The sequence below is a fragment of the Bacteroides sp. MSK.20.12 genome, assembly GCF_019052435.1.
Taxonomy (GTDB): Bacteria; Bacteroidota; Bacteroidia; order Bacteroidales; family Bacteroidaceae; genus Bacteroides; species Bacteroides xylanisolvens.
Genome location: NZ_JAHQVH010000035.1, coordinates 1 through 21,656, shown reverse-complemented (window position 1 = coordinate 21,656; position 21,656 = coordinate 1). Strand labels below are relative to the sequence as shown.

General features: G+C 42.5%; 15 protein-coding genes and 1 tRNA gene. 2 read left to right on the top strand and 14 right to left on the bottom strand.

Annotated elements, in window-relative coordinates:
* Positions 1-12: 12 nt before the first annotated feature.
* From KTR06_RS17115 to KTR06_RS17055, 13 genes are all read right to left on the bottom strand, one after another.
* Positions 13-1,440 carry a RagB/SusD family nutrient uptake outer membrane protein gene (locus KTR06_RS17115; protein ID WP_087317781.1) on the bottom strand — a complete coding sequence of 476 codons (1,428 nt, stop codon included), beginning with the start codon at positions 1,438-1,440 and terminating at the stop codon, positions 13-15.
* Between the two features lie 22 nt (positions 1,441-1,462).
* Complete coding sequence (locus KTR06_RS17110; RefSeq protein WP_087317780.1) at positions 1,463-5,056, bottom strand: SusC/RagA family TonB-linked outer membrane protein; 3,594 nt, start codon at positions 5,054-5,056, stop codon at positions 1,463-1,465.
* Positions 5,057-5,075: 19 nt separating this feature from the next.
* Positions 5,076-6,143: a FecR family protein gene (locus KTR06_RS17105; RefSeq protein WP_087317779.1), complete on the bottom strand. Its 1,068-nt coding sequence runs from the start codon at positions 6,141-6,143 to the stop codon at positions 5,076-5,078.
* Between the two features lie 642 nt (positions 6,144-6,785).
* Complete coding sequence (locus tag KTR06_RS17100) at positions 6,786-7,301, bottom strand: RNA polymerase sigma factor (protein ID WP_008026044.1); 516 nt, start codon at positions 7,299-7,301, stop codon at positions 6,786-6,788.
* A gap of 95 nt (positions 7,302-7,396) precedes the next feature.
* The gene (locus KTR06_RS17095; protein WP_121960188.1) at positions 7,397-8,863 is read right to left on the bottom strand and encodes an ATP-binding cassette domain-containing protein; all 1,467 of its coding nucleotides are present in this window, start codon (positions 8,861-8,863) and stop codon (positions 7,397-7,399) included.
* 70 nt (positions 8,864-8,933) lie between these two features.
* Positions 8,934-11,075: an alpha-glucuronidase family glycosyl hydrolase gene (locus KTR06_RS17090; protein WP_217290604.1), complete on the bottom strand. Its 2,142-nt coding sequence runs from the start codon at positions 11,073-11,075 to the stop codon at positions 8,934-8,936.
* A gap of 284 nt (positions 11,076-11,359) precedes the next feature.
* Positions 11,360-12,337, bottom strand: coding sequence for a glycoside hydrolase family 43 protein (locus KTR06_RS17085; protein WP_087322439.1), 978 nt, complete (start codon positions 12,335-12,337; stop codon positions 11,360-11,362).
* A gap of 224 nt (positions 12,338-12,561) precedes the next feature.
* Positions 12,562-13,698, bottom strand: coding sequence for an endo-1,4-beta-xylanase (locus KTR06_RS17080; protein ID WP_008644893.1), 1,137 nt, complete (start codon positions 13,696-13,698; stop codon positions 12,562-12,564).
* A gap of 29 nt (positions 13,699-13,727) precedes the next feature.
* Positions 13,728-15,212 carry an MFS transporter gene (locus KTR06_RS17075; RefSeq protein WP_217290603.1) on the bottom strand — a complete coding sequence of 495 codons (1,485 nt, stop codon included), beginning with the start codon at positions 15,210-15,212 and terminating at the stop codon, positions 13,728-13,730.
* 21 nt (positions 15,213-15,233) lie between these two features.
* Positions 15,234-16,880, bottom strand: coding sequence for a sialate O-acetylesterase (locus tag KTR06_RS17070; protein ID WP_217290602.1), 1,647 nt, complete (start codon positions 16,878-16,880; stop codon positions 15,234-15,236).
* A gap of 442 nt (positions 16,881-17,322) precedes the next feature.
* Positions 17,323-19,329: a type I pullulanase gene (pulA, locus tag KTR06_RS17065; RefSeq protein WP_151921904.1), complete on the bottom strand. Its 2,007-nt coding sequence runs from the start codon at positions 19,327-19,329 to the stop codon at positions 17,323-17,325.
* A gap of 56 nt (positions 19,330-19,385) precedes the next feature.
* Positions 19,386-19,952 carry a crossover junction endodeoxyribonuclease RuvC gene (ruvC, locus tag KTR06_RS17060; RefSeq protein WP_087322446.1) on the bottom strand — a complete coding sequence of 189 codons (567 nt, stop codon included), beginning with the start codon at positions 19,950-19,952 and terminating at the stop codon, positions 19,386-19,388.
* Positions 19,949-20,251 (bottom strand): DUF4286 family protein, encoded by a 303-nt coding sequence (locus tag KTR06_RS17055; protein ID WP_004312687.1) that lies wholly within the window; start codon positions 20,249-20,251, stop codon positions 19,949-19,951. The genes ruvC and KTR06_RS17055 overlap by 4 nt, the downstream gene beginning before the upstream one ends.
* A 116-nt stretch (positions 20,252-20,367) precedes the next feature.
* On the opposite strand from KTR06_RS17055, the gene KTR06_RS17050 reads away from it, so the two are divergent.
* Together KTR06_RS17050 and KTR06_RS17045 are read left to right on the top strand one after the other, a co-directional pair.
* Positions 20,368-20,441, top strand: a tRNA-Ala gene (locus KTR06_RS17050).
* A gap of 42 nt (positions 20,442-20,483) precedes the next feature.
* Positions 20,484-21,110 (top strand): hypothetical protein, encoded by a 627-nt coding sequence (locus KTR06_RS17045; RefSeq protein ID WP_008026027.1) that lies wholly within the window; start codon positions 20,484-20,486, stop codon positions 21,108-21,110.
* A gap of 20 nt (positions 21,111-21,130) precedes the next feature.
* Here the strand turns inward: KTR06_RS17045 and KTR06_RS17040 are convergent, their stop codons facing one another.
* Entirely contained in the window at positions 21,131-21,343 is a 213-nt protein-coding gene (locus KTR06_RS17040) for a hypothetical protein (RefSeq protein ID WP_004312688.1), read from the bottom strand.
* Positions 21,344-21,656: the final 313 nt, after the last annotated feature.

Below are 21,656 nucleotides of genomic sequence, written 5' to 3'. Positions count from 1 at the left end.
TTTCTATCTATTTTATTCGTTAGTATTTAGTGTCAAATTGGGATTCTTCTCACGGGCAGCTACCGGGAACGGGATAATGTACAAACGTGAATCCGGTTTCAATGTATATATTTTCTGTTCTACGGTCGTAGTTACCAGCGGAAAAGTACGGGTAATCGTCTTTGCATAGTCGGCTTCCGTATTGAACCGTTTCAAATCCCAGAAACGGCTGAATCCGAAGAGCAACTCTTTACGACGCTCGTTAATGATTTCCTGCATCATCTCACGCTGTGTAGCCGGTTCCGGAAGCACAGCTTCACTTCCTTTGATTCGTTTTTCACGTAACTGATTCAACACTTCAACGGATCCGGACAAATCGTTCAAACGTGCCATCGCCTCTGCCAAAATCAAATAAACTTCGGCTGTACGCATACCTACAGCCATGTATTGAAACTTAGAATAGGTAAGGGCAGTGTTCCATAAAGCAGCTCCAGAACCCTCGTCAAAATAATACTCAAGATTACCGGTCGTTTTGAAGAACAGGTTCAAACGCTCGTCATTATCTCCGAAAAGCTGTACCAGTTCCGGACTAATCATGCCATAGGTATAAGCAGGATTGTCCGAAGTGCTACCCATATAAGCATAATTCAACACTTCCGGATTGCCACCTTTGGCATAAGTTGAAACCTTAGTCGGCCCCCCTACGGCATCCAAAGCTATATAATCTATCAAGGCATTGTTCCGTTTCAAAGATTCCTCCGCCGCATCCTTAGCCTTTTTCCAGTCACGGTGGAACAAGTAAACGCGTGCCGCCAATGCATAGCCGAATGCTTTCGACGGATGATATACATTCACCGGTTCTTCCTGCAGATAAGGTAACGCATCCTCGATATCCTTGATGATAAAGTCATAGACTTGGGCAACAGTAGCTTTGGTAGGAGTCGCTTCCAAGTCATATTCGCTGACAATAGCAATACCACCGTCAGTGGCTGCTGTCTCCGGATTGTAGGCTTTAGCGAATGTATTCACCAGAATAAAATGATCCCACGCACGCATGATTTTTGCTTCCGCTTTAGCCAGTTCCTTCACATCCTTGTCACCTGTACTATGATCTACCAATGAAATCACGATGTTAGAGCGTAAGATATATTGATAACAGTTGGCATACAGATTATTATCACTTAATTCTTTACGATCGGCATCCTCATTAAAAGTCATATTGATTCCATCAGAGGAAAGATATTCCTTGCCGATAATATTCGATTCTTTTGACCAGACATTATCACTCAACAAAGCAAAAGACGACGGATAATAACTCCGGTTCGGCAAAGCCACCAATTCATAATAAGTCTCGGTAGAGTCCACAGTCTTCTTTCCTGTAGGGGTAATATCCACGTAATTCTCGCAAGCTGCAAATCCCAAGATAAGCAGAACCGACAATATATAAAGCAATTTACGCATATCCTATATTCTTTTTAATAAATTAGAAACTTGTTGATAATCCGATAGAATAAGTCTTGGGTGAAGCCATGCCGCGTGTGCCGCTGTTCAATCCGTAGCTTTCCGGGTCAATGTCGCTTCCTGCCTTACACCAAGTAAACAGGTTGTTCACTTGCAACTTCAAATTCAATGAATTAAGCCGGATTTGACGGCAGATACCAGACGGCAAACTATACCCCAGACTCAAGCTACGCAATTTCACATAACCAGCATCTTTCACATTGATATCACCATATTGCCACCAATCCTGGAAAGTACTTGCGTAAGTTTTAACCTTTGTGGGCATATCAATATACATACGTACATTTGCATCCGGCGCATCCGCACTCCAACGGTTGGTTATGTCTTTCAACGTCTGGCTTCCCACCTGGTCACTCATACTTACCACACTATTACGCAGTTTGTTACCGCCTGCATACACAAAGAAAGCATTCAAGGCAATTCCCTTGTAGCTAAGTCTCAAGGACACTGCTCCATTGAATTTCGGAGTCAGCGAGCCAAGATTTACAAGATTCTCAGTACCTTTCAGTGACGATCCGGTAGTAATATTGGCAACCGTACCATCCTCGTTGAACGTCACCAGGTCATTCCCATCTTTGTCCACCGCTACCGGATATCCATTTTCAATGCGGTCGATACGGTAAGCCCAAAGCGTATTATAACTGGTTCCTTCCATAAAGTAGTTCTGCGGGCTCATAATGAAACTTGTCGAAGTGTCCGAATCACTATGATCCACCTTTAACATCTTGTTCTTGTTATGGGCAAAGTTGAAATCAACGGCAAAGTTCCAGTCCTTCTTCCTGATGAGATTGGCAGTAAGAGAAAATTCGATACCCCGGTTACGCATCTCACCGTTGTTCACTACACGTGATTTAGCTCCCAATGTAGGATCCATGTAGCGGCGTACAAGCAAATCAGATGAGTGGCGGTTGTAATACTCCAAGCTACCATTGACTAAATTATTAAAAAGACGGAAATCCAGTCCCACATTATAAGTGGCTGTTTTCTCCCAACGGAGTTTCGGGTTCGGAAGATCATCATCATCATAAGTCAGGTAAGTCGTCTTGATCGGATTGCTCTGGGTCTTCTGCTTTACTACAAAATAGGTAGTCGAACTCTGATCCACATTACCGTTGATACCATAGGTCATACGTGCTTTCAGGAAGTCGAGCCAAACAATATCTTTCATAAATGGCTCTTCCGACATAATCCAGGACGCACCGACAGACCACAAGGGATGACGCTGGTTACGGATATCAAGTCCGAACAAGTCCGCCTGATCCCAGCGGATACTTCCGGATACATTATAACGGGACAGATAAGAATAGCTTGCATTGGCATAAAAAGATGCATAACGATGGCGTGATTCTTGCAACGTAGGCGACAGGCTACTCAAAGTAATCGTATTGCCGGAAAGTGCACTGGTTCCTACACCGTCACGGTATGCCTGCCAATCTATAATGTCAGAAGTCAGTGTCTGAGGATCGTATCCATACATTAATTGCCGGGTAGGTTTCGGAATCTTATTTTCCCTAAATTCAAGTCCGGCAATGGCGGTTACTGCATGGTTCTTCCAACTTTTGTCAAAGTCTATCTGATTACGTACAGTATAACGGTTACTGCTCAACTCATTTTGAAAGAACCGTCCGCCTTTCGGCATTGCCGAATTTCCATTCGTATCAATCATAGAATTGTACGTCATACGCATCAAATAGGAGTCCTCCGCATCAAACACTTCACTCTTGCTATGATTCCATTCATACTGATACATGAAGTTATATTTAAACATCTTCAGGAATCGTGCCTGCAAACTGACAAACGGGCGGATGCTGACATTGCGTGATTTGGTACCGCCTTCACCCAATGCGTCAAGCACATTGAAACCAAATGTTTTATAAGGTGAAACACCTTCCGCCTTGCTCACGACACTGCCATTGTAAGCTCCACCCGAATATCCGCTTACATTCACATAAGGAGAATTATAACGGTTACCATCGGCATCCATTATTCTTTCATAACGTTGTTGCATAGTGTAACTGGTAAACAGGGTATTCGGTGTATCGCTACTTCCCAGACGGGCGTCCACCCCGGCATTCACATTCAACCAACTGGTTATGGCATAGTTCGACTTATAATACAAGGAGAATTTATTCCTTTTATCATTTATCGTACGCCCCTTGTCATTTTCATAATTGAACGAAAGGAAGTGATTGTTTTTTCCGACTTTCTGCGATACGGACACATTATAACGCTGAGTTACAGCCGTGCGCCAGGCATTGTCACGATATTCTTTATAATAGTCATTATTACGCCACTGATTCAATGTAGCTTCGACTTCATTATTACTTAGTGTACCATTCTCCCGATCCAGATAAAGTTGGAACAACGGATTATAGTAGCCTGCCTTATAGCTGGACAAAAAACCGGACGCACTGCCTGATTCGGCTACATTCGCATCAAACACAGCTGTTTGATAATCAATAATGTCGCTTGTAGAAGCCAGGTTCAAACTATTGAAATTCGGTTTGCTGGTGATGAACCAATCAGCATTGATATTCACATGCGCACCCTCTTCTTTAGCCTGTTTGGTAACTACCACAATAATGCCGTTTGCAGCCAAAGCACCATAAATACTGGCTGCCGCCGCATCCTTCAAGACAGTAATACTCTCTACATTATAGGGATTTATCTCACTCAGGGTCAAGTCAGTCGGCATATCATCCACTACGATTAGCGGATGTGAGCCTACTTCCTTCGAGAATGTACCTATACCACGAAGAATGGGGCTCATATCCCCGTTATTCGGATTGATATCCATACGCAGGCCGGCTATTTGTCCTTCCAGAGATGAAGTCAGGTCAGTGTGCATCTGCCTTGTCAGTTGTTCGGAATCTATAAAGCCGAAAGAGGCAGTAGAACGTTCACGGCTGATACGCTGATAACCCGTCACTACAACATCTCCCAATTGCTGTTTATCTTCATGCATAACCACATTGACATGAGTACGCCCTTTAATAGATACCTTTTCAGTTTGCATACCGACAAAAGAAACTTCCAGTGTATGGGTTTCCTCCATCACTTTACAAGTGAAATTTCCTTTGATATCGGAAATAGCTCCAAACGGGCTGTCGATTCCCCGGATATTCGCACCCGGCAGCGGATCCCCTTTTTCATCCACTACCTGCCCTTCGATGTTCCTGACTTTACGAGTAGTCGATGCAGGCTTCACTTTACGGACAGTGATAAAATGTTGTTTCACCTCATATTCAAAAGGTTTCCCTTCCAGTATTTTCTGGAGTGCCGCCAAAGGTGCCAACTGATGTATGCTTACGCTTACCCGGTACGCTCCGACATCTTCACTAGGAAAATTCACCTTATAACCGGACACATTGCTAAACTGCTTCAAAGCCTCTCCCAATGGCGCTTCCTTTAGTTCCAAAGAAATCAATTTGCTGTCCGTATTTTGTGCCCGTCCATGCAGGGCAATTACAAACATCAGCAATAAGAAGGCGGCTTTCATCCATACGACCTTTCTCATTGCCTTTTTGCGAGACAATGTAATTTGTTGCTTTTTCATAAGAGTTGTATTTGTAAAGTTATATATGTTTAATTGTAATAGTCCCGTCCTGATATTCTACACGTACTTTTTCCAGTTTATTCAGAAGTTCCACCGCCTCGTCCAAATGAGCGTTGCGGTTCGCCCAAAAGTTCAGGCGGATATTGTATAGTTCCACCCGTTCAAAGTCAACGTTCACGTTGTACCATCTGCCCAGAGAACTCATAATTTCTTCCAGTGACGAATCTTCAAAATAGAACATTCCTTCTGTCCATGCCGTATAGGTAGCTATGTTGACACGCGATATTTTCTCTTCTCCGGTTTCCGTATAAGTCAAGTCCTGTCCGGGTTGAAGTACTACGGATGAAAGGCTGTTCGTGTTGGTCACTTGCACTTTTCCCTGCACCAATGTCACGTGGCGGTCTTCTGTTGTGTATGAACGTACATTGAATTTAGTACCCAGTACATGGGTATCCATGCCGTCCGCACTTACGATAAAGGGACATTTTTCATCCTTTGCCACTTCAAAGCAGGCTTCACCTTTCAACTCTACCCGTCGTTCCTTCCCGTTGAATGCGACAGGATAGCGCAGGCTACTTTCAGCATTTATCCACACTTTAGTCCCGTCGGACAGTACCAATAGGAAACTTTTTCCACGTGGTGTAGTCAACGTTTGGCAGCAGGTGGTATCCGGCGTCAATGTTTTCCATTCTTTGATGTCCATCACACTGTCTTCCAACAGTTGTTGTTCATGATGACCGTCCATTTGCAGCATCACATGTTCTCCACTGACAGTTGCGGCAAAGAATCGCACCGGTTCCTCTTTTTTTATAAAGAAAGAAGGAAGTAAAGAAGGTATAAGAAAGGTCAAAACCAAAACGGCAGCCACAGCAGAAGCCGTTACCCAAATACGTGTTTTCGTTTTTGCCTTGCGTCTCCTATCCAAGCTTTCACGCATCACAGCTTCCTTGCAAGCCATCAGGTCGAGAAATAGTTCCTTGTTTTCAGGTACGCTAATCCACTGGTTGAACTCTTCCGTCTCCCTTAGTCGCGGTTCCTGTATCGCACGCAATGCATAATCTGAATTCTGGTCTGGATTTTCCATCATAATAATCAACTGTTTATCTTAATACGTAGAGCCAACCGAAATTAATGACACCTATGAGAGATTTTTTTTCTTGATGGAAATTCAGAAGAACAAAAGATGAAGCCTGTATACCAATGACGATAACACACAAATGCACTATTCCAACGGTTCACAGGTTTCACCATTGAGATGAACAACTATAAATCAGACATTTATGGTGAAGGGAAGCAGAAAAACAAAGCAAACAACCCTTCACATCCTTCACCTCTTTTTTCATATGCTATGAGCTAAAGTAAATATGCTATAAGCAAAAAAGAATATGCTATAAGCTAAAACAAATTAGCTTATAGCAAATGACCCGTTGGGTATTAACTTTTGAGTTATCAAGTATTAACTCTTGAGCTATAAGGTATTAACTCTTAAATTATCAGGTATTAATATCTTGTTTACAGGAGATATATGCCGTGCGTATTGGACATATAGATCCAATATGCTAGACATATAGATCCAACACGTCAGACATATATGCCCAACAAATCCATATAAGTGCGTGAAGGGTGTGAAGGGTTATTTACTTTGTTTTTCCTACTTCCATTCACCATAAACATCTGATTTATAGCCATTCAGCTAAAGTGTAAAACAAGTGAAGAGCAGGATTCAACATTAAACTGTAATAAGTAAAAAGACACTCAATCGTTTACGGAGTATTTTTAAAGCCCGGGCAATATGGGTTCTGACTGTATTATCACTGATATTTAATATTTCACTAATTTCCGCACATTTCTTTTCATTCAGAAAAAACTCTTCCACTACTATGCGCATTTGCGGCGCCATCTGGCGGATACTCTCCTGCATCCGGTCTATTTTATCTTCGTAGTCCCGATACTCTTTGGCAGTCCAACCGCTATAAAGTTCTTCCAAGTATCTTTCCGCATTCCGGTTCACTACATTCTGATGACGTATGTGGTCAATGCAACGGTTTTTCACCATGACATAAAATAAAGGCAGCAAATCAGTCTTCCCTTCAAACTGCTCGCTGTTTTCAAGTACTGAGCAAAACACATCACTCAATACATCCTTTGCGCTTTCTCCGTCATTCAGCAGATTATATGCATGAATATAGAGCTTTTGCCAATATTTCCTATACAATACAGCTATGGCATTTTGGCTACTATTCATATCTTTGTGGTTACTTTTTGCATTTAATTAAGCACAAAGATAGCCAAATAACACAAAAAGCAATCAATTCATTAAAAAATATTAGAAATCATATTCTAATATATTAACGTATCATTTCTTTTCAAGAAGATGCGGTTTGTAATCGTATCCGGAAGTTCTGATTCATAATGTGTTACCATAATCATCGTCTTATCTTTACGTTTGCAGAAGGCTTCGATCACCTTTTTAACCCGACGACGATTGTAAGTATCCAATCCATGAAGCGGTTCGTCCAAAATCAGTAATTCAGGATCTTTGACGAAAGCACGTGCCAACAGAGCCAGACGTTGCTCCCCACTGGAAAGCTGCAAGAAAGGTTTGTCTTTCAAATCGGCAATGCCGAATATATCCATCCACCACTCACATACAGCCATCTGCTCCGGTTGGGGGCGTTTGTACAGTCCGATACTGTCGTGCAGTCCGCTGGCTACGATTTCAATAGCCGGCAAGTTTTTGAGATAAGCACGATGCATCTCGGGACTTACATATCCGATGTGTTTCTTGATTTCCCAAATACTTTCTCCAGTTCCCCGTTTGCGTCCGAAAAGGCTGATGTCGCAAGCGTATGATTGTGGATTATCCGCACAAACCAAACTCAATAATGTAGACTTTCCTGCACCATTCTCCCCGCTCAACGCCCATTTCTCCCCACGATGCACTGTCCAGTCCAGTTCGTTCAGAATAGTGCGGTCGCCATAGCGGATACTTACCTTATTCAGTTTCACCACTTCGTCCGAGTCATAGTTGTTGCCGTCATAAGGCAAATCAATAATCCGTTTCTGCAATTCATCGAAAGAAGTAGCTGCGTCTCTGTTGCGGAAAGCAGTCAGGTAGGCTTCGCGTTCCATCTTGGAAAACACTTCCATTTTATCAACAGGGATAACATGAGTGATAAAGGAAGGTATATCATCCATCATGGAAAGTACCAGAATAATCTGGACGGAAGACATTTTTGTCAGACGTTCAAGCAAAGAGAATAACAATTCGCGGGTAGGCGCATCCAGTCCGATAAACGGATTATCCATTATCAGAACGCGGGGGGCTGTCAACAGTGTCTTTGTGAGCTGGAATTTACGCAGTTCACCACTTGAAAGAAGGATTATCTTTTTATCAAGAAGAGGTTCGATGCGGAAGAGCTCGAACAGTTCATTTTTCAGTTGTTCGTCTTTAATCTCTCCCAACATTTCGCGGACGTCCGGCGTTTCATCCTGGTCGTGCGCATTCCAACGCTGTTGGTAGTAATAATTGGCATCTGCCGCTCCATAAGTATCACGGAACGCGATATATTTCACATTATCATAAACAGTTTGAGTAGCGGAAGGGGAAAAGTCATACTGGAGTGTTCCTTCACGTAGCGGATATTTTCCGATTAATGTATCTACAAAAAGGCTCTTGCCACCCCCATTGGGACCTACAATGGCTATATGTTCGTTCGCTCCGATAGTTGCCGTGATAGGTTTGGCTAAACGCACAAGCGGGTTGCGTGCTACGCCCCCCGCCATGCAGAATGTATTTTGGCTCATATTTTTATATTCTGTTTTATTTTTGACCGCAAAGGTAACAATTTTATCACAGAATAAGCACTTTTCTTGTCTATTTAGTAAATCCGTAAGGCGGACATTCAAAATTAGTGATATTCAGTTTGTATTCCATCATATCTTTCAATTCATGCACCGGACGTTCCAGTTCATAAGGTATCGGCTGCTTGCTGAATTGCTGGAAATAGAGCAAGCAGGCATCTTTCCACCACACCGCGTCACGTGTCTGAATCTTCAACCGGTGCTGTATGTCACGGAATCGTTCCGGGTCGATGTATTTCTCCATAGGCGCCCATAACTTCTGGAAGTTTCTGGTTTCTTGCACCCCACGGTCATAAGCATAGCACAACTCCGCCCAAAGTGTACGCCCGCTCTTCATCCGATGATTCCAGGGAACATGGTGGAACCAAAGAAGCAGATTTTCGGGACAGGTATCTACATTATCCAGTTGTTCGCATAAAGGAGAGTGATATTGTGCGGTCGCATTGCTCCCTTTGCTGCTGCGGTCGAATCCGATACCGCCGTCATCTGCCCTATGGTAATAAGAAGGCATCCAGTCGGGACGGGCACCGGGAATATCACACCAAGGCTCGGGCCCGTAATGATGTCCCCATGCAAAGATGTGATGCAGTCCTAACGGCATCATATAATCTACTACTGCTTCCCTCGACTCTTGGAGAAGTTGAGAGTTGAGAAGGGAGAGTTGAGAGTGAAGTTGTTGTCTCTCTTTGGAAGATATTTCATTGACGGAATCGTTGTACGGCTGTAAGGCAAGCGGAAGAAAAGTTTGCCTCAACCATTCTTCACCGATCTGCTCGGAAGAAAGTGAATGTTTCCATGCCAAACGACCGAAAGCATACCAGTTGGCTTGGGCAAAAGGATGTCCGCACCAATTGATGTCATCACCGATATTGGTGACACCGGCAATAGCCGTCAATGAATGGGGGAACAAGGAGCCGTCCGTCACACGGGCGATGGTAGAGCCTGCGCCTTGTACGTAAGTGTCGCTGTCCAGACATTCTTTCCACATGGGAGCGAGAAAAACGAGGTGGTTGGAGAATCCCAGATATTCCTGTGTTATCTGAAATTCCGGCATCACGGGTGTTTTCTTCATGGCTCCGAATAACGGGCTGAACGGTTCGCGGGGCTGGAAATCAATCGGGCCGTTCTTTATCTGTACAATCACATTGTCGCGGAACTTTCCGTCCAAAGGTTCAAATTCAAGATAGGCTTGCTTGGCCCGGTCGCTGTCCGTGGGCGAGTAAACGAAAGCACGCCACATGACGATGCCGCAATAAGGTTTCAATACATCGGCAAGCATGTTCGCCCCTTCGGCATGAGTACGCCCGTAGTCACACGGTCCGGGTTGTCCTTCGGAGTTTGCTTTCACCAAAAAGCCTCCGAAATCGGGTATCAACGAATAGATATCTTTGGCTTTTTTCTTCCACCAGGCAATCACCTCTTTATCCAACGGATCGGAGGTGGATAAACCACCTAAAGCTGCCGGGGAAGAAAAGTTAATTGAAAGATATATTTTCAAACCATAAGGACGAAAGATGTCTGCCAGAACTTTGACTTTCTGCAAATAATCATCAGATAGTATCTTAGGACTTGCATTGACATTGTTTATCACAGTAGCATTGATACCGATGGAAGCATTGGCGCGTGCATAAGCTTCATAACGGGGAGAAACAACCGACGGGAGTTCGTCCCATTTCCAAAGCGAATGTCCGGCATAGCCACGTTCGATTGTACCGTCTAGATTGTCCCAATGATTCAAGACGCGAATCCGGTAATCCGGTTTTTCGGAGACATTTAAAGACTTCAATGTTGATTCGGATAATTGCCCGGTGGCTTGCAGACGAAGCAGATGATAAGTTCCGTAAAGTATTCCTTGCTCACCGGAAGAAGTGATTGTCAGATGGTTACCGTCTTTAGAAGCGCGGATGATGTACCCGTCATTTCCTAATGCACGCAGTTCCTTATTCTTCTGTATTTCCAGCGTTATGGGGATTCCTCCCTGCCAGAAGTTCCGCAATTCGGAAACGGCGATATTTAATGTGGGAGACTGTTTCTTATTCATTATTATTGCTTTTGCTCCCGTTGAATAACGAAGCCACAAAGCACTCCCATCTTCTGCATAAACAGAGAAAAGACTGAAAAACAGGACAAATGTCAATATAGATATAATCCTCATAAGTAATAGTTCAAAATTCGTTTCATAAATGGGAATTTAGCAGTTAGGCTGAAAGCCTTACAATTATATATTTATTGGGGTGCCCTGAAAGGGTTTAATTACATAGCGTAGGGCAACGCCCTACGAAAAAGACACACCAGCCACAAGCCCTGAAAGGGCGGAACCGTATACAAAATTATGCCCTTTCAGGGCGCAAATTCAGATTGTCGTTTTTTCGTAGGGCGTTGCCCTACGCTATATAATTAAGCCCTTTCAGGGCACTCCGCAAAATTATCATTTGTCGACTATTCATCCAGTCCTTCAATCGTGATGATTTTTCCATCAGCATCGTATTGCAGTTCACAGACTTTTAAGCTACGAAGCCAGGTTTTCCCTTCGGAAGGTACGCAATCGTGATGGAACAGATACCATTTTCCTTTGAACTCAACAATAGCATGATGAGTAGTCCATCCCACTACCGGAGTCAGGATAACTCCCTGATAAGTAAATGGTCCGTATGGGTTGTCACCTATCGCGTAACAAAGTAGATGGGTATCGCCTGTAGAGTAAGAGAAATAATATTTCCCATTATACTTATGTACCCAGGAAGCTTCGAAGAAACGACGTTCTGTATCTCCTGCTGTCAGAGGTTTACCGTTTTCATCCAGAATGACTAACGGACGCGGTTCTTCCGCAAACTCCATCATATCATCACTCAAACGAACGACACGGGATGGCAAGGCCTCTTCCTCTCCTTCGGGTAAAATGGCTGATTCCAATGCTTTATTATTCCGGTAACGTTGAAGCTGTCCACCCCAAAGTCCGCCAAAATACATATAATAATTACCATCTCCATCATTCCAAACAGCCGGATCAATGCTATAACTTCCTTTCATCGGGTTTGCTTCCGGAACAAAAGGTCCGTATGGTTTATCGCTCACAGCTACTCCGATACGGAATATGTCGTTTTGGTCTTTCAATGGAAAATACATATAGTATTTGCCGTCTTTAAAAGCAACATCACAGTCCCAAAGCTGACGGCCCGCCCAAGGAATATCTCCTGTAGAAAGTACAACCCCGTGGTCAGTAATCTTTCCATTCATTACATCATCCATAGAATACACATGGTAATCTTTCATATTGAAATGATCTCCATTATCATTTTCGGCAATACCACTCTCCCAATCATGCGAGGGATAAATGTAAAGTTTGCCATCAAACACATGTACGGCAGGATCAGCCATATAATCACCGGGAACTAAATATCTTTTTTCTGTTTTCATGGTTTTATTCTTATTGCAACAGTTCTAAATTAATTTTATAAATGGGAATTTCTATTTCACCACAGAGGACACGGAGGACACAGAGGTTTAATCTTTTTATTCACTATAGAGTAACACAGAGTCTCACGTAATCGTATATTTATCGCTCTGTTTTACTTACGGAAAGAGAGAGAGAAGAACTCTGTGTCCTCCGTGTCCTCTGTGGTGAAGTGAACTCCAAATGATCATTTCTGCATAGCCTCTTTTATAATCAAATCAACTACCGGTTTCGGCTGATGATTGCGGTCGAAAAGCAATGGATAATCCGTACGTCCTCTCATCGGCCAGTCGTTACGCCACGAATCCTGATCGGCTACTCCCCAAACAGTAACTCTTGTTATGATATCCTGATGTTTCAGGAACAGACGGAAGAAATCATTCATTCTCTCTGTCCATGCTTTTGATACTTCTTCCGGTAATCCGTCCGAATAAGGATTCATCTCTTTTTTATATTCAAAAGATGCCGAGACTTCCGCACCAACCTTGGGGTCGGGTGATGGCAATACAGTCAGATCCAATTCTGTTATCATTACCTTCACTCCCGCTTTGGCAAAGGCAAGCATACTTTCTTCAAACTCGCTGATTTTCGGATAGTCCATGCCGATGTGTCCTTGCATCCCCACCGCATCAATACGGATACCACGTTTCTTCAAGTCTTTCACCATCTTCACAACTGCAGCTCTTCTGCCCGGTTGAGCCATTGAATAATCGTTATAATAAAGCTCTGCATCCGGATCGGCCTCGTGCGCATATTGAAAAGCCAATGGGATATATTCTTCACCTAGAATTTCATAAAACTTAGTCTTACGATATGCTCCATTATCTTCAATCGCTTCATTCACCACATCCCAACCTTTAATACGGCCTTTGTAACGCTTCACAATAGTGGTGATATGATCTTTCATCCGTTTCTTCAATACTTCCGGAGACACATTTTTGCCATTCTCATCCACGCAGAACCAGGGAGAAAGCTGCGAATGCCAAATCAACGTATGTCCTGTGATTGCCAAATGATTTTTCTCTCCAAAAGCAACAAATTCATCTGCCTGTGTGAAATTATAACGGTTCTCCTTCGGATGCATTTCCTGACTCTTCATACAATTCTCTGCTACAATAGCATTAAATTGTTCCTGAATTACGCGCACTCCTGCCTTATCCCGACCGGATGCTTGTCGTGTATTCACTGCTGTTCCTATCAGGAATTTATCCTTCAAAGCTTCTTTCAAAGTCTTTGTTTCTTGTGCAAAAGCTACCGAAGTACTAGTTATCAGGGCTACAGCAGCCAACAAAGAAACTACGGTTGTTCTTGTCGAAGTCTTCATATAGTCTATCTATTAGTTATAGTTATTAATCAATTGTTTTCCAGACGGCGTTTTGCCAAATCGTCCTGAATATGCTCATTCAACTTCTTAGAAATAGGATAAAAGAACAAAGCAATTACTCCTACAAAGAAAGTGATAGCAGGAATTATGCTGGATGTCAAACGGATACCGAAAATAGCATTTTCTGTCTGTACTGTGTTAGACACAAAACCGAACGAATCAACAATCGCACCGCAAATAGCTCCTCCTATACCTAGTCCGGCTTTCAGGGCAAAGACTACACCTGCAAATACAAATCCTGTCGCACGACGATGGTTCACCCATTCTGAATGATCGGCAACATCTCCCATCATCGCCCAAAGCAATGGAATAGTAGGTGCGTATGCCAAACTCTTCAAACAGTTAATAATAAAGATCGTACTTATGTTTGTCGAATCTACCACAAAAAACAGGGCTGTAAAAAAGGCTGTCAGTGCCAGGCAGATCAAAAATACATTCCGCTTGCCAAAGATATTGGAAAGAAATCCGGAAAGCAATATTACACCCGCCAAAGTGATAACCTGACCAATCATATTGAACAAACTGAAACCTACAGCAAACACATTACTATGATCGGGCTGCGCAATCAGTCCGAAAGCATCAAGGAAAGTGTGCCACATTCCATAAGTTTCTCCTTCTATCCGTACTAATCCAAAATTTTGCAAGAAGTCAAAAAGGGCTGTTTTATCTACGAAATAATTAAAGTAGTAAGACATACTGCTGCCCCACATAGCCAATGTCGTAAACAAAAAGAGAGTTAAGATAAACATCGCTTTCCATGGACGGCTGCTTACGATATCTTTAAAATCCTGTTTCACGGAAGTTTTCTGACCTACGGGAGGCGTGATACGCTCTTTGGCAGAGAAGAATGTGATTACTAAAAGAACAACTCCGATGATGGCAAACAGGGTAATCGTCAGGAACCATCCACGTTGATCGTCTCCTTGCCCGAACTTGGAGACTAACGGCAAAGTAAGCCCCTGCACAACAAAAGTGGCGATTGTAGCTGTCACAAAACGGACGGACGAGATACTGGTACGTTCTTTGATGTCACTTGTCATCACACCGCCCAAAGAGGCATACGGGGTATTATTGAAGGAGTAAATAGACATTAATAAGGTATAAGTGATACCTGCATAAATAATCTTCCCACGCTCACTTAAATCGGGTGTCGTAAATGCCAGAATGAAGAATACGGCAAAAGGAATAGCTGTCCACAACAACCAGGGACGGTATTTACCCCAACGGGTATTGGTTCTGTCGGACAGGATACCTACCACCGGATCGACAAACGCATCGAAAATGCGTGCGACCAGCAATATCATACCTGCTGCTGTTGCTTTGATTCCAAACACATCTGTATAGAAGAAGAGTTGGAACATCATCATCATCTGGAAAATCAGGTTCGCCGAACCATCACCCAAGCTATAACCGATTTTCTCGGCCATCGACACTTTTTGAGTCTGTGTTTTCATGGTACTAATCTCTTTTTTAATTTATTTGACTCTTTGTTGAAAGACCGCCTGGGAAACACGTTGTCCCAACGTCTTTTTATCCAATGGATGAATATCATTCCATTCTCCTAAATCACCATTTTTAATTAGAGTGACATTTTTATTTGTATTGGCTACTTCTGCCTGCACTTTCCTGAATTCTGCCCAGGCAGCACGCCCTCCTTTATCTTCGGGTGAGAGGAAATCCGCCAGTTCAATCACATAGAAAGGCATATCAGGTCGGTTCCAATGCTGTCTCCAATCCGCAATCATCGCCGTCAACAGGTCTTTATACTCATTTCTGCGAGACACATTCGATTCACCCTGATACCAGATAACACCGGATACCGTATAATTCAACAAAGGGGCAATCATAGCATTATAAAGTCCTACGGGTTTATAATGGAAAGCAGTCTGTCCCGGAGCAACAGGCATGGGAGCACCGAGACGATATTTCCAATTACCTTCGAGACTAATCTCCGATTCTCCTTTTTCCGGCTGGCCTTTTCCGAAAAGTATCTTATAGGGTTTCTCTTTTACAAAATGAGGGAAACCGCCATAACTGAAAAGACGTATGGTTATCGTGTTTTTTCCAGCTTTCAACAATCCGGCGGGAATGGTATAGATACGTGGTGGATATTGATAAGAAACAGTTCCCACAAACGTACCATTTACATAGACGGAGTCTGCATCTACGATGCATCCCAGGCGAAGAGTTGCCTTCTCTCCCGCTTGTTGCCCGGACACTTGAAAATCTTTACGGAACCAATGGGAACCATTAATTGTATTCAATCCGTTAGTAGCCCAACCGGAAGCAAACAAATCAGTCGGTGTCCAATCACTGTCATCATAGCCGACAGCATACCAAGGGATGGTTTCATGCATTCCTTTATCTCCCTGATACAGTGCTACATTCCAGGCACGGCTTTTCTTGCTCTCTTCTTTTTTCATTGATTCTACCAAGTCATCTGATTCGTAGATACGTTTTTCGTTCAAATAATAAGGAAAAGGTTTCAAACCTTCCTCACTGATCCACGCTTCTACCGGTGAACCTCCGACACTGGAGTTTATGATTCCTACCGGAACCTTTGTTTTCTGAAAGTAATCTTTAGCAAAGAAATAAACCAAAGCAGAGAAAGACATCACATTTTCAGGAGTCATAGCCTTCCAGAAGATTCCCGAAATATCTGTCTGCGGAGCATGAAAGTTATACAATAGAGGAGTTTTTATATAGCGTACCATCGGATAATCATTATCCGCAGATATTTCATCCCGAAAACGGTCTGTAACCCGTAAAACAGGTAATTCCATATTCGACTGGCCAGAACATACCCAAACGTCACCCACAAGAATATCCTTCAACTCTATATCATTAATAATCATTGTGTAAGGACCACCAGCTTTTAAGGCAGGCAAGATCACTTTCCAGTTGCCTTGCGCATCGGCAACGGTCTTATATTTCTTTTTTTGAAAAGTTATATTAACAGTTTCATCAGGATCAGCCGTCCCCCAAATATTGACAGGCTCCCCGCGTTGAAGCACCATTCCGTCGGAAACAAGAGTGGGAAGTTTAACCTTTGCTTCACCCAACAGAGCGAAGCAAAGGAACACAACTACTAACCCAACCTTATAAAACCAATACTTATTCATTATCCATCTTTTCTTTTATGTCTTTATTAGTAATCCGGAAAGAAAAACACTCCATCCTGAATTCCACTTTGCAAACTTAGGAAGTTTCTCTCCGCTTACCCAAAGATTTTGATTCAAATCATTACTCGCTTGTTACATCATCGTTTACGTATGTTACAAATACTTGTCGTAATGTTACATCCAAATTAAGATTGCCGATGAATAGGAGGAAAATGAAGGATTTAGAAAGAACGGATTACAGTAGTTATTGTTATTCATTCTATCTATTTAAAGATGATAGAAATGCCGGCAACCAACGTTGAGTTGTTATATATGCTATAAATAAAAAGTGCCGACTAACCAGCCGGCACATGATTTCATTTGTTCCATTAGACTGAAACAGGTAGCCAGTCTACTGCATAAAAAACTTGAGTATCTCGGAATTGTAGTAAACAGAAAAAAACTACTTGTACATAATCAACGCAGACTGACCGGGAACAATCACCTCCGGTCCGGTTTGCGTACCCAATCCACGCACATCTATCACTCCATCTTTACATACTACCGTATATTTACCAACAGGAATTTCCAATCGTGCAGGAGTCGTACGGGAATTAAAGGCTACGATAATATCTTCCCAGCTATCTCCATTCGCATGCTCTTTGAGGCGAAACGCAATCAGGTTTTGCCCTTCAACCGGAAGGAACTCCAGATGCTTCCGGACCATTTCTGCATTTCCCATACGGAAAGCCGGATGAGACTTACGAAGATCAATGAGTCGTTTATAGTACGTGAAAATATCTCCGTTTGTCGTTTTGCGTCTCCAGTCAATGGCATTGATGGCATCCGGACTCTTATAACTATTGTCTATCCCTTGTTTATCACGCATCACTTCTTCACCTGCATAGATAAAAGGAATTCCCTGTGAAGTTAAGACTACCGTTTGTGCCAGCTTATCAAGTCGAACCAACTGTTCGGGAGTAGCTCCCGGCATGCTTGCCTTCAATCGGTCTACAAGACACAAACCATCATGACAGGAAACATAGCTAACCATCTGGGTAGGCTGTTCCGCCCACGGCTTCTGACTATAATTTACGGAATCACAGCGTACTTGCGGATGCTTAATAGCTCCAACAATTCCGAATTTTACGCTCATTTCTCCCCCCGGCACTCCGGCAAGGAAAGCTCCTTTGTCCTTCTCCCATACAGGACCGCAAAGCCCGTCACGTAATTCGTCCGAGAATACCGCAATTCCAGGCATCTGGGAAATATTCCCTTTCATCGCCAATGAATCTGCCGGATATTGAGGAGCTTCAGCCGCCCAACCTTCTCCATAGATACAAATAGTAGGATCGACTTTGTTGACAGCCTTTCGAATCTCGTTCATTGTTTCAATATCATGCACCCCCATCAAGTCAAAGCGGAAGCCGTCAATATGATATTCTTTTATCCAATAAAGAACAGACTCTATCATGAACTTACGCATCATAGACCGTTCACTTGCTGTTTCATTGCCACACCCTGAACCATTTGCCAATGTGCCATCCTCTTTCTGACGGTAAAAATAGCCGGGAACGGTACGTTCAAAATTACTTTCAAGTGTATTAAAAGTGTGATTGTAAACCACATCCATTATCACGCGTATTCCAGCTCTATGCAACGCTTGTACCATCTGTTTGAACTCTTTCACGCGAACAGCAGGCTGATAAGGATCAGTTGAATAAGAACCATCCGGTACATTATAATTCGCCGGATCATATCCCCAGTTATAGTGATTTTCATCTAATTTTGTTTCGTCGATAGAAGCATAATCAGAAGAAGGAAGAAGATGCACATGTGTCACTCCCAGCTCTACCAGATGGTCGATACCTGTTGGTTGATTGCCGGAATTCACCGTCCCATGTTCAGTCAGTGCAAGGTATTTGCCCTTATTTTTTATTCCCGAAGTAGAGTCGACAGAGAAGTCACGATGATGCATTTCATAGATAATCATATCAGCAGGAGATTTCAGAGAAGGACGTCGGTCATTCTCCCACCCCTCCGGATTGGTAGTCTTCCAGTCGATGATAGCTGCACGCTTTCCGTTCACTCCTACAGCGTGAGCATTAATCCCCGGCGTGTCGCCCTGCCATTTATCGTTGATTTTTACATTGAAAGCATAGTATTTGCCGAGCAGATCCTTATCTACGGATGTCGTCCAGGTTCCATTCTCACCGAGTTCCATCTTTACTGTTTCGTAAGCATGTCCGCCTTCTCCGGCATCATAAAGCATCAGGCGCACCTCTTCTGCAGTCGGTGACCAAAGGAAAAATTTGGTTGCCAACGGCGTATATTCCATCTCTGTAAGGCTTCCCATACGAACCGGATATAATTCAAAAGAAGTATATTCCTTCTTCGTTGGGGAACAACTCATCACTGTTGTCACTGTAGTCACACCCAATATCGCTAAATAATTATTTCCTATCTTCATTCTAAACCTCCCCCTATGCTACACACCATATCTATCCCCCCATAAAATTAAATGCTTTATTTCACCTTATCCGGATTCTTCGCTATAAAATCCTTCCAACTACTATACCCTTTTTCCACTGCCGGTCTCCCCATTTGCAGGAAATGACAATAAGCCGCTGCCAAACCATCTGTTGCATCCATAAAAGTAGGCATATCATCTTTTGAGAATCGTAGCATCCTTTGCAGCATATCCGCCACTTGTTCTTTTGATGCCTGCCCGTTTCCGGTGATAGCCATTTTTATCTTCAAAGGGGCATATTCGGTGATTGGAATATCCCGGCTCAACGCTACTGCCATTGCTACCCCTTGTGCACGACCTAACTTCAACATCGATTGCACATTTTTTCCGAAGAAAGGTGCTTCAATAGCCAACTCATCCGGTAGATAACTTTCAATAATACTCAATACCCGTTCATGGATATGACGAAGTTTCAGATAGTGATTGGCAAATTTACGTAAGTCGATAATCCCCATCGCAATCATTTCGGGCTTGGTTCCCCTCACCCTTAGAACCCCGTATCCCATGATTGTCGTACCGGGGTCAATCCCCAGGATTATCTTTTCTTTTACCGGTTGAATCACTCTATCACCTCCATCAAGGTCGGAAATCCGATCACTTTATCTTTAAATATTTTTACCAGTTCGTCATTCAGTCGCACCCCCTGTTCCAAATGCCAGCGATGTAATAACCCACTGCTTTCTACCTCCCATTGCAAAGAATACGCACTTCCTTCTTCCCGATGACTCAATATCCGGCAAATACGCGGTGCCTTCAACGCACCGTGTTTCTGTACTTCAGGGATATAACTCTCTTTTATCCAAATCATGAAATTGTCGTGAACGTCATCGTCCACTTGAAAAGTTGTATTATAAATCAGCATATCTTAATTTCATACTATTATTTACCGCAAACATAGCAATTATTTCAGAATAATGCATTATATTTGCGGCAACAAAAAAGGATTCGTTTACAAACGTTATCATATAAGACAAAAAAGGGGCGTTAGCTCATCTGGCTAGAGCGTAACACTGGCAGTGTTAAGGTGATCGGTTCGAGTCCGATACGCTCCACTTTTTTCTCTCCCAACTTTGAACTTTAATAGTGTACTGGACATGAACATCACAAAATTTGCCACTATTCTTCTAATCATCCCATGCTTAATTTCCTGCTACGGAAACAAGTCTTCAAAAACAACACAATCAAACAATGCAGACTATGATATACGCCTCAATGATAGCATAGCAGCAGTAAACGCAATGCTAGAAGAAGGGAACGCTGATGGAGAAAAAATAAATGCTTTTTTAGACGCATATATATCTAGACATCCTAATTGTTTCAACAATGACATCCAAAGAAAAAAAGCAGGAAAAGAATTGCGTTCTTTGTTAGAAAAGGAACTTGAGAATAACCCTGATTTCCTTTCTGATATAGCAGTCAAATTCGCTTCTATGGATAAAGTTAAAAGTACCGATAATAAAGGATATAAATATCTTATATCCTTTACCTGTAGCAGCCTTCAAAAAACCGGAAAGTATAATATTTCTTTCAGAATTATAACGGCTTTAGATGAGGAAGAAGCCTCCAATCTTATTGATAATCAGAAGTATTATATTCAAGGAAAATTCATAAGTCTTTCCGAAAAGGAATCGATAAATATTAGACTAGATGTATTTGATGACAAAACAATTGAGATAGGGAGTATTTTTATCAAAGAACCTATCGTTACTCCGGCAAACTAAAGAAAAAAAGAAAAGGACCTTTACTCAAGGTCCTTTTTTATCACTTCGTCCATTTCTTTTATACGTTTCTCGCGGTCTTTAATAGGACCGTCTTTCTTGTCATTCTTGAATACGTCATCCGCACGGTCGGCAACCTCACCGCTCCATTCTTCAAACTGGTCCTTGGCCGGACGGCCATTCGGTTCGATATTTTCTTCGGCTATCGAATCATGCCTGTTAATCATATCATCCATAAGTTCTCGTTTTAAAAGTTTATGGCTATAAGACAATACAAACGAAGAAAAGTTTTCTGTTTTAATGATTTTTGAAGAAATCAATCATGTTATTATACTATCAAAAGTACTCCAACATAATCAGGCTATTATAGAGTAAAGGTTGTTTCATCGGCGAGAAACTACAGTTCCATCGGTGAGAAACTATAGTTTCATCAGTAAGAAACTAATAGTTCCAAGCAAGAGAAACAAAAGTTTCAAGCCTACGAAACTATAGTTTGTACTGTACTGGATTTAGTTGACAACTTCGTTTGTTATACCTAAGTTAGTTAAC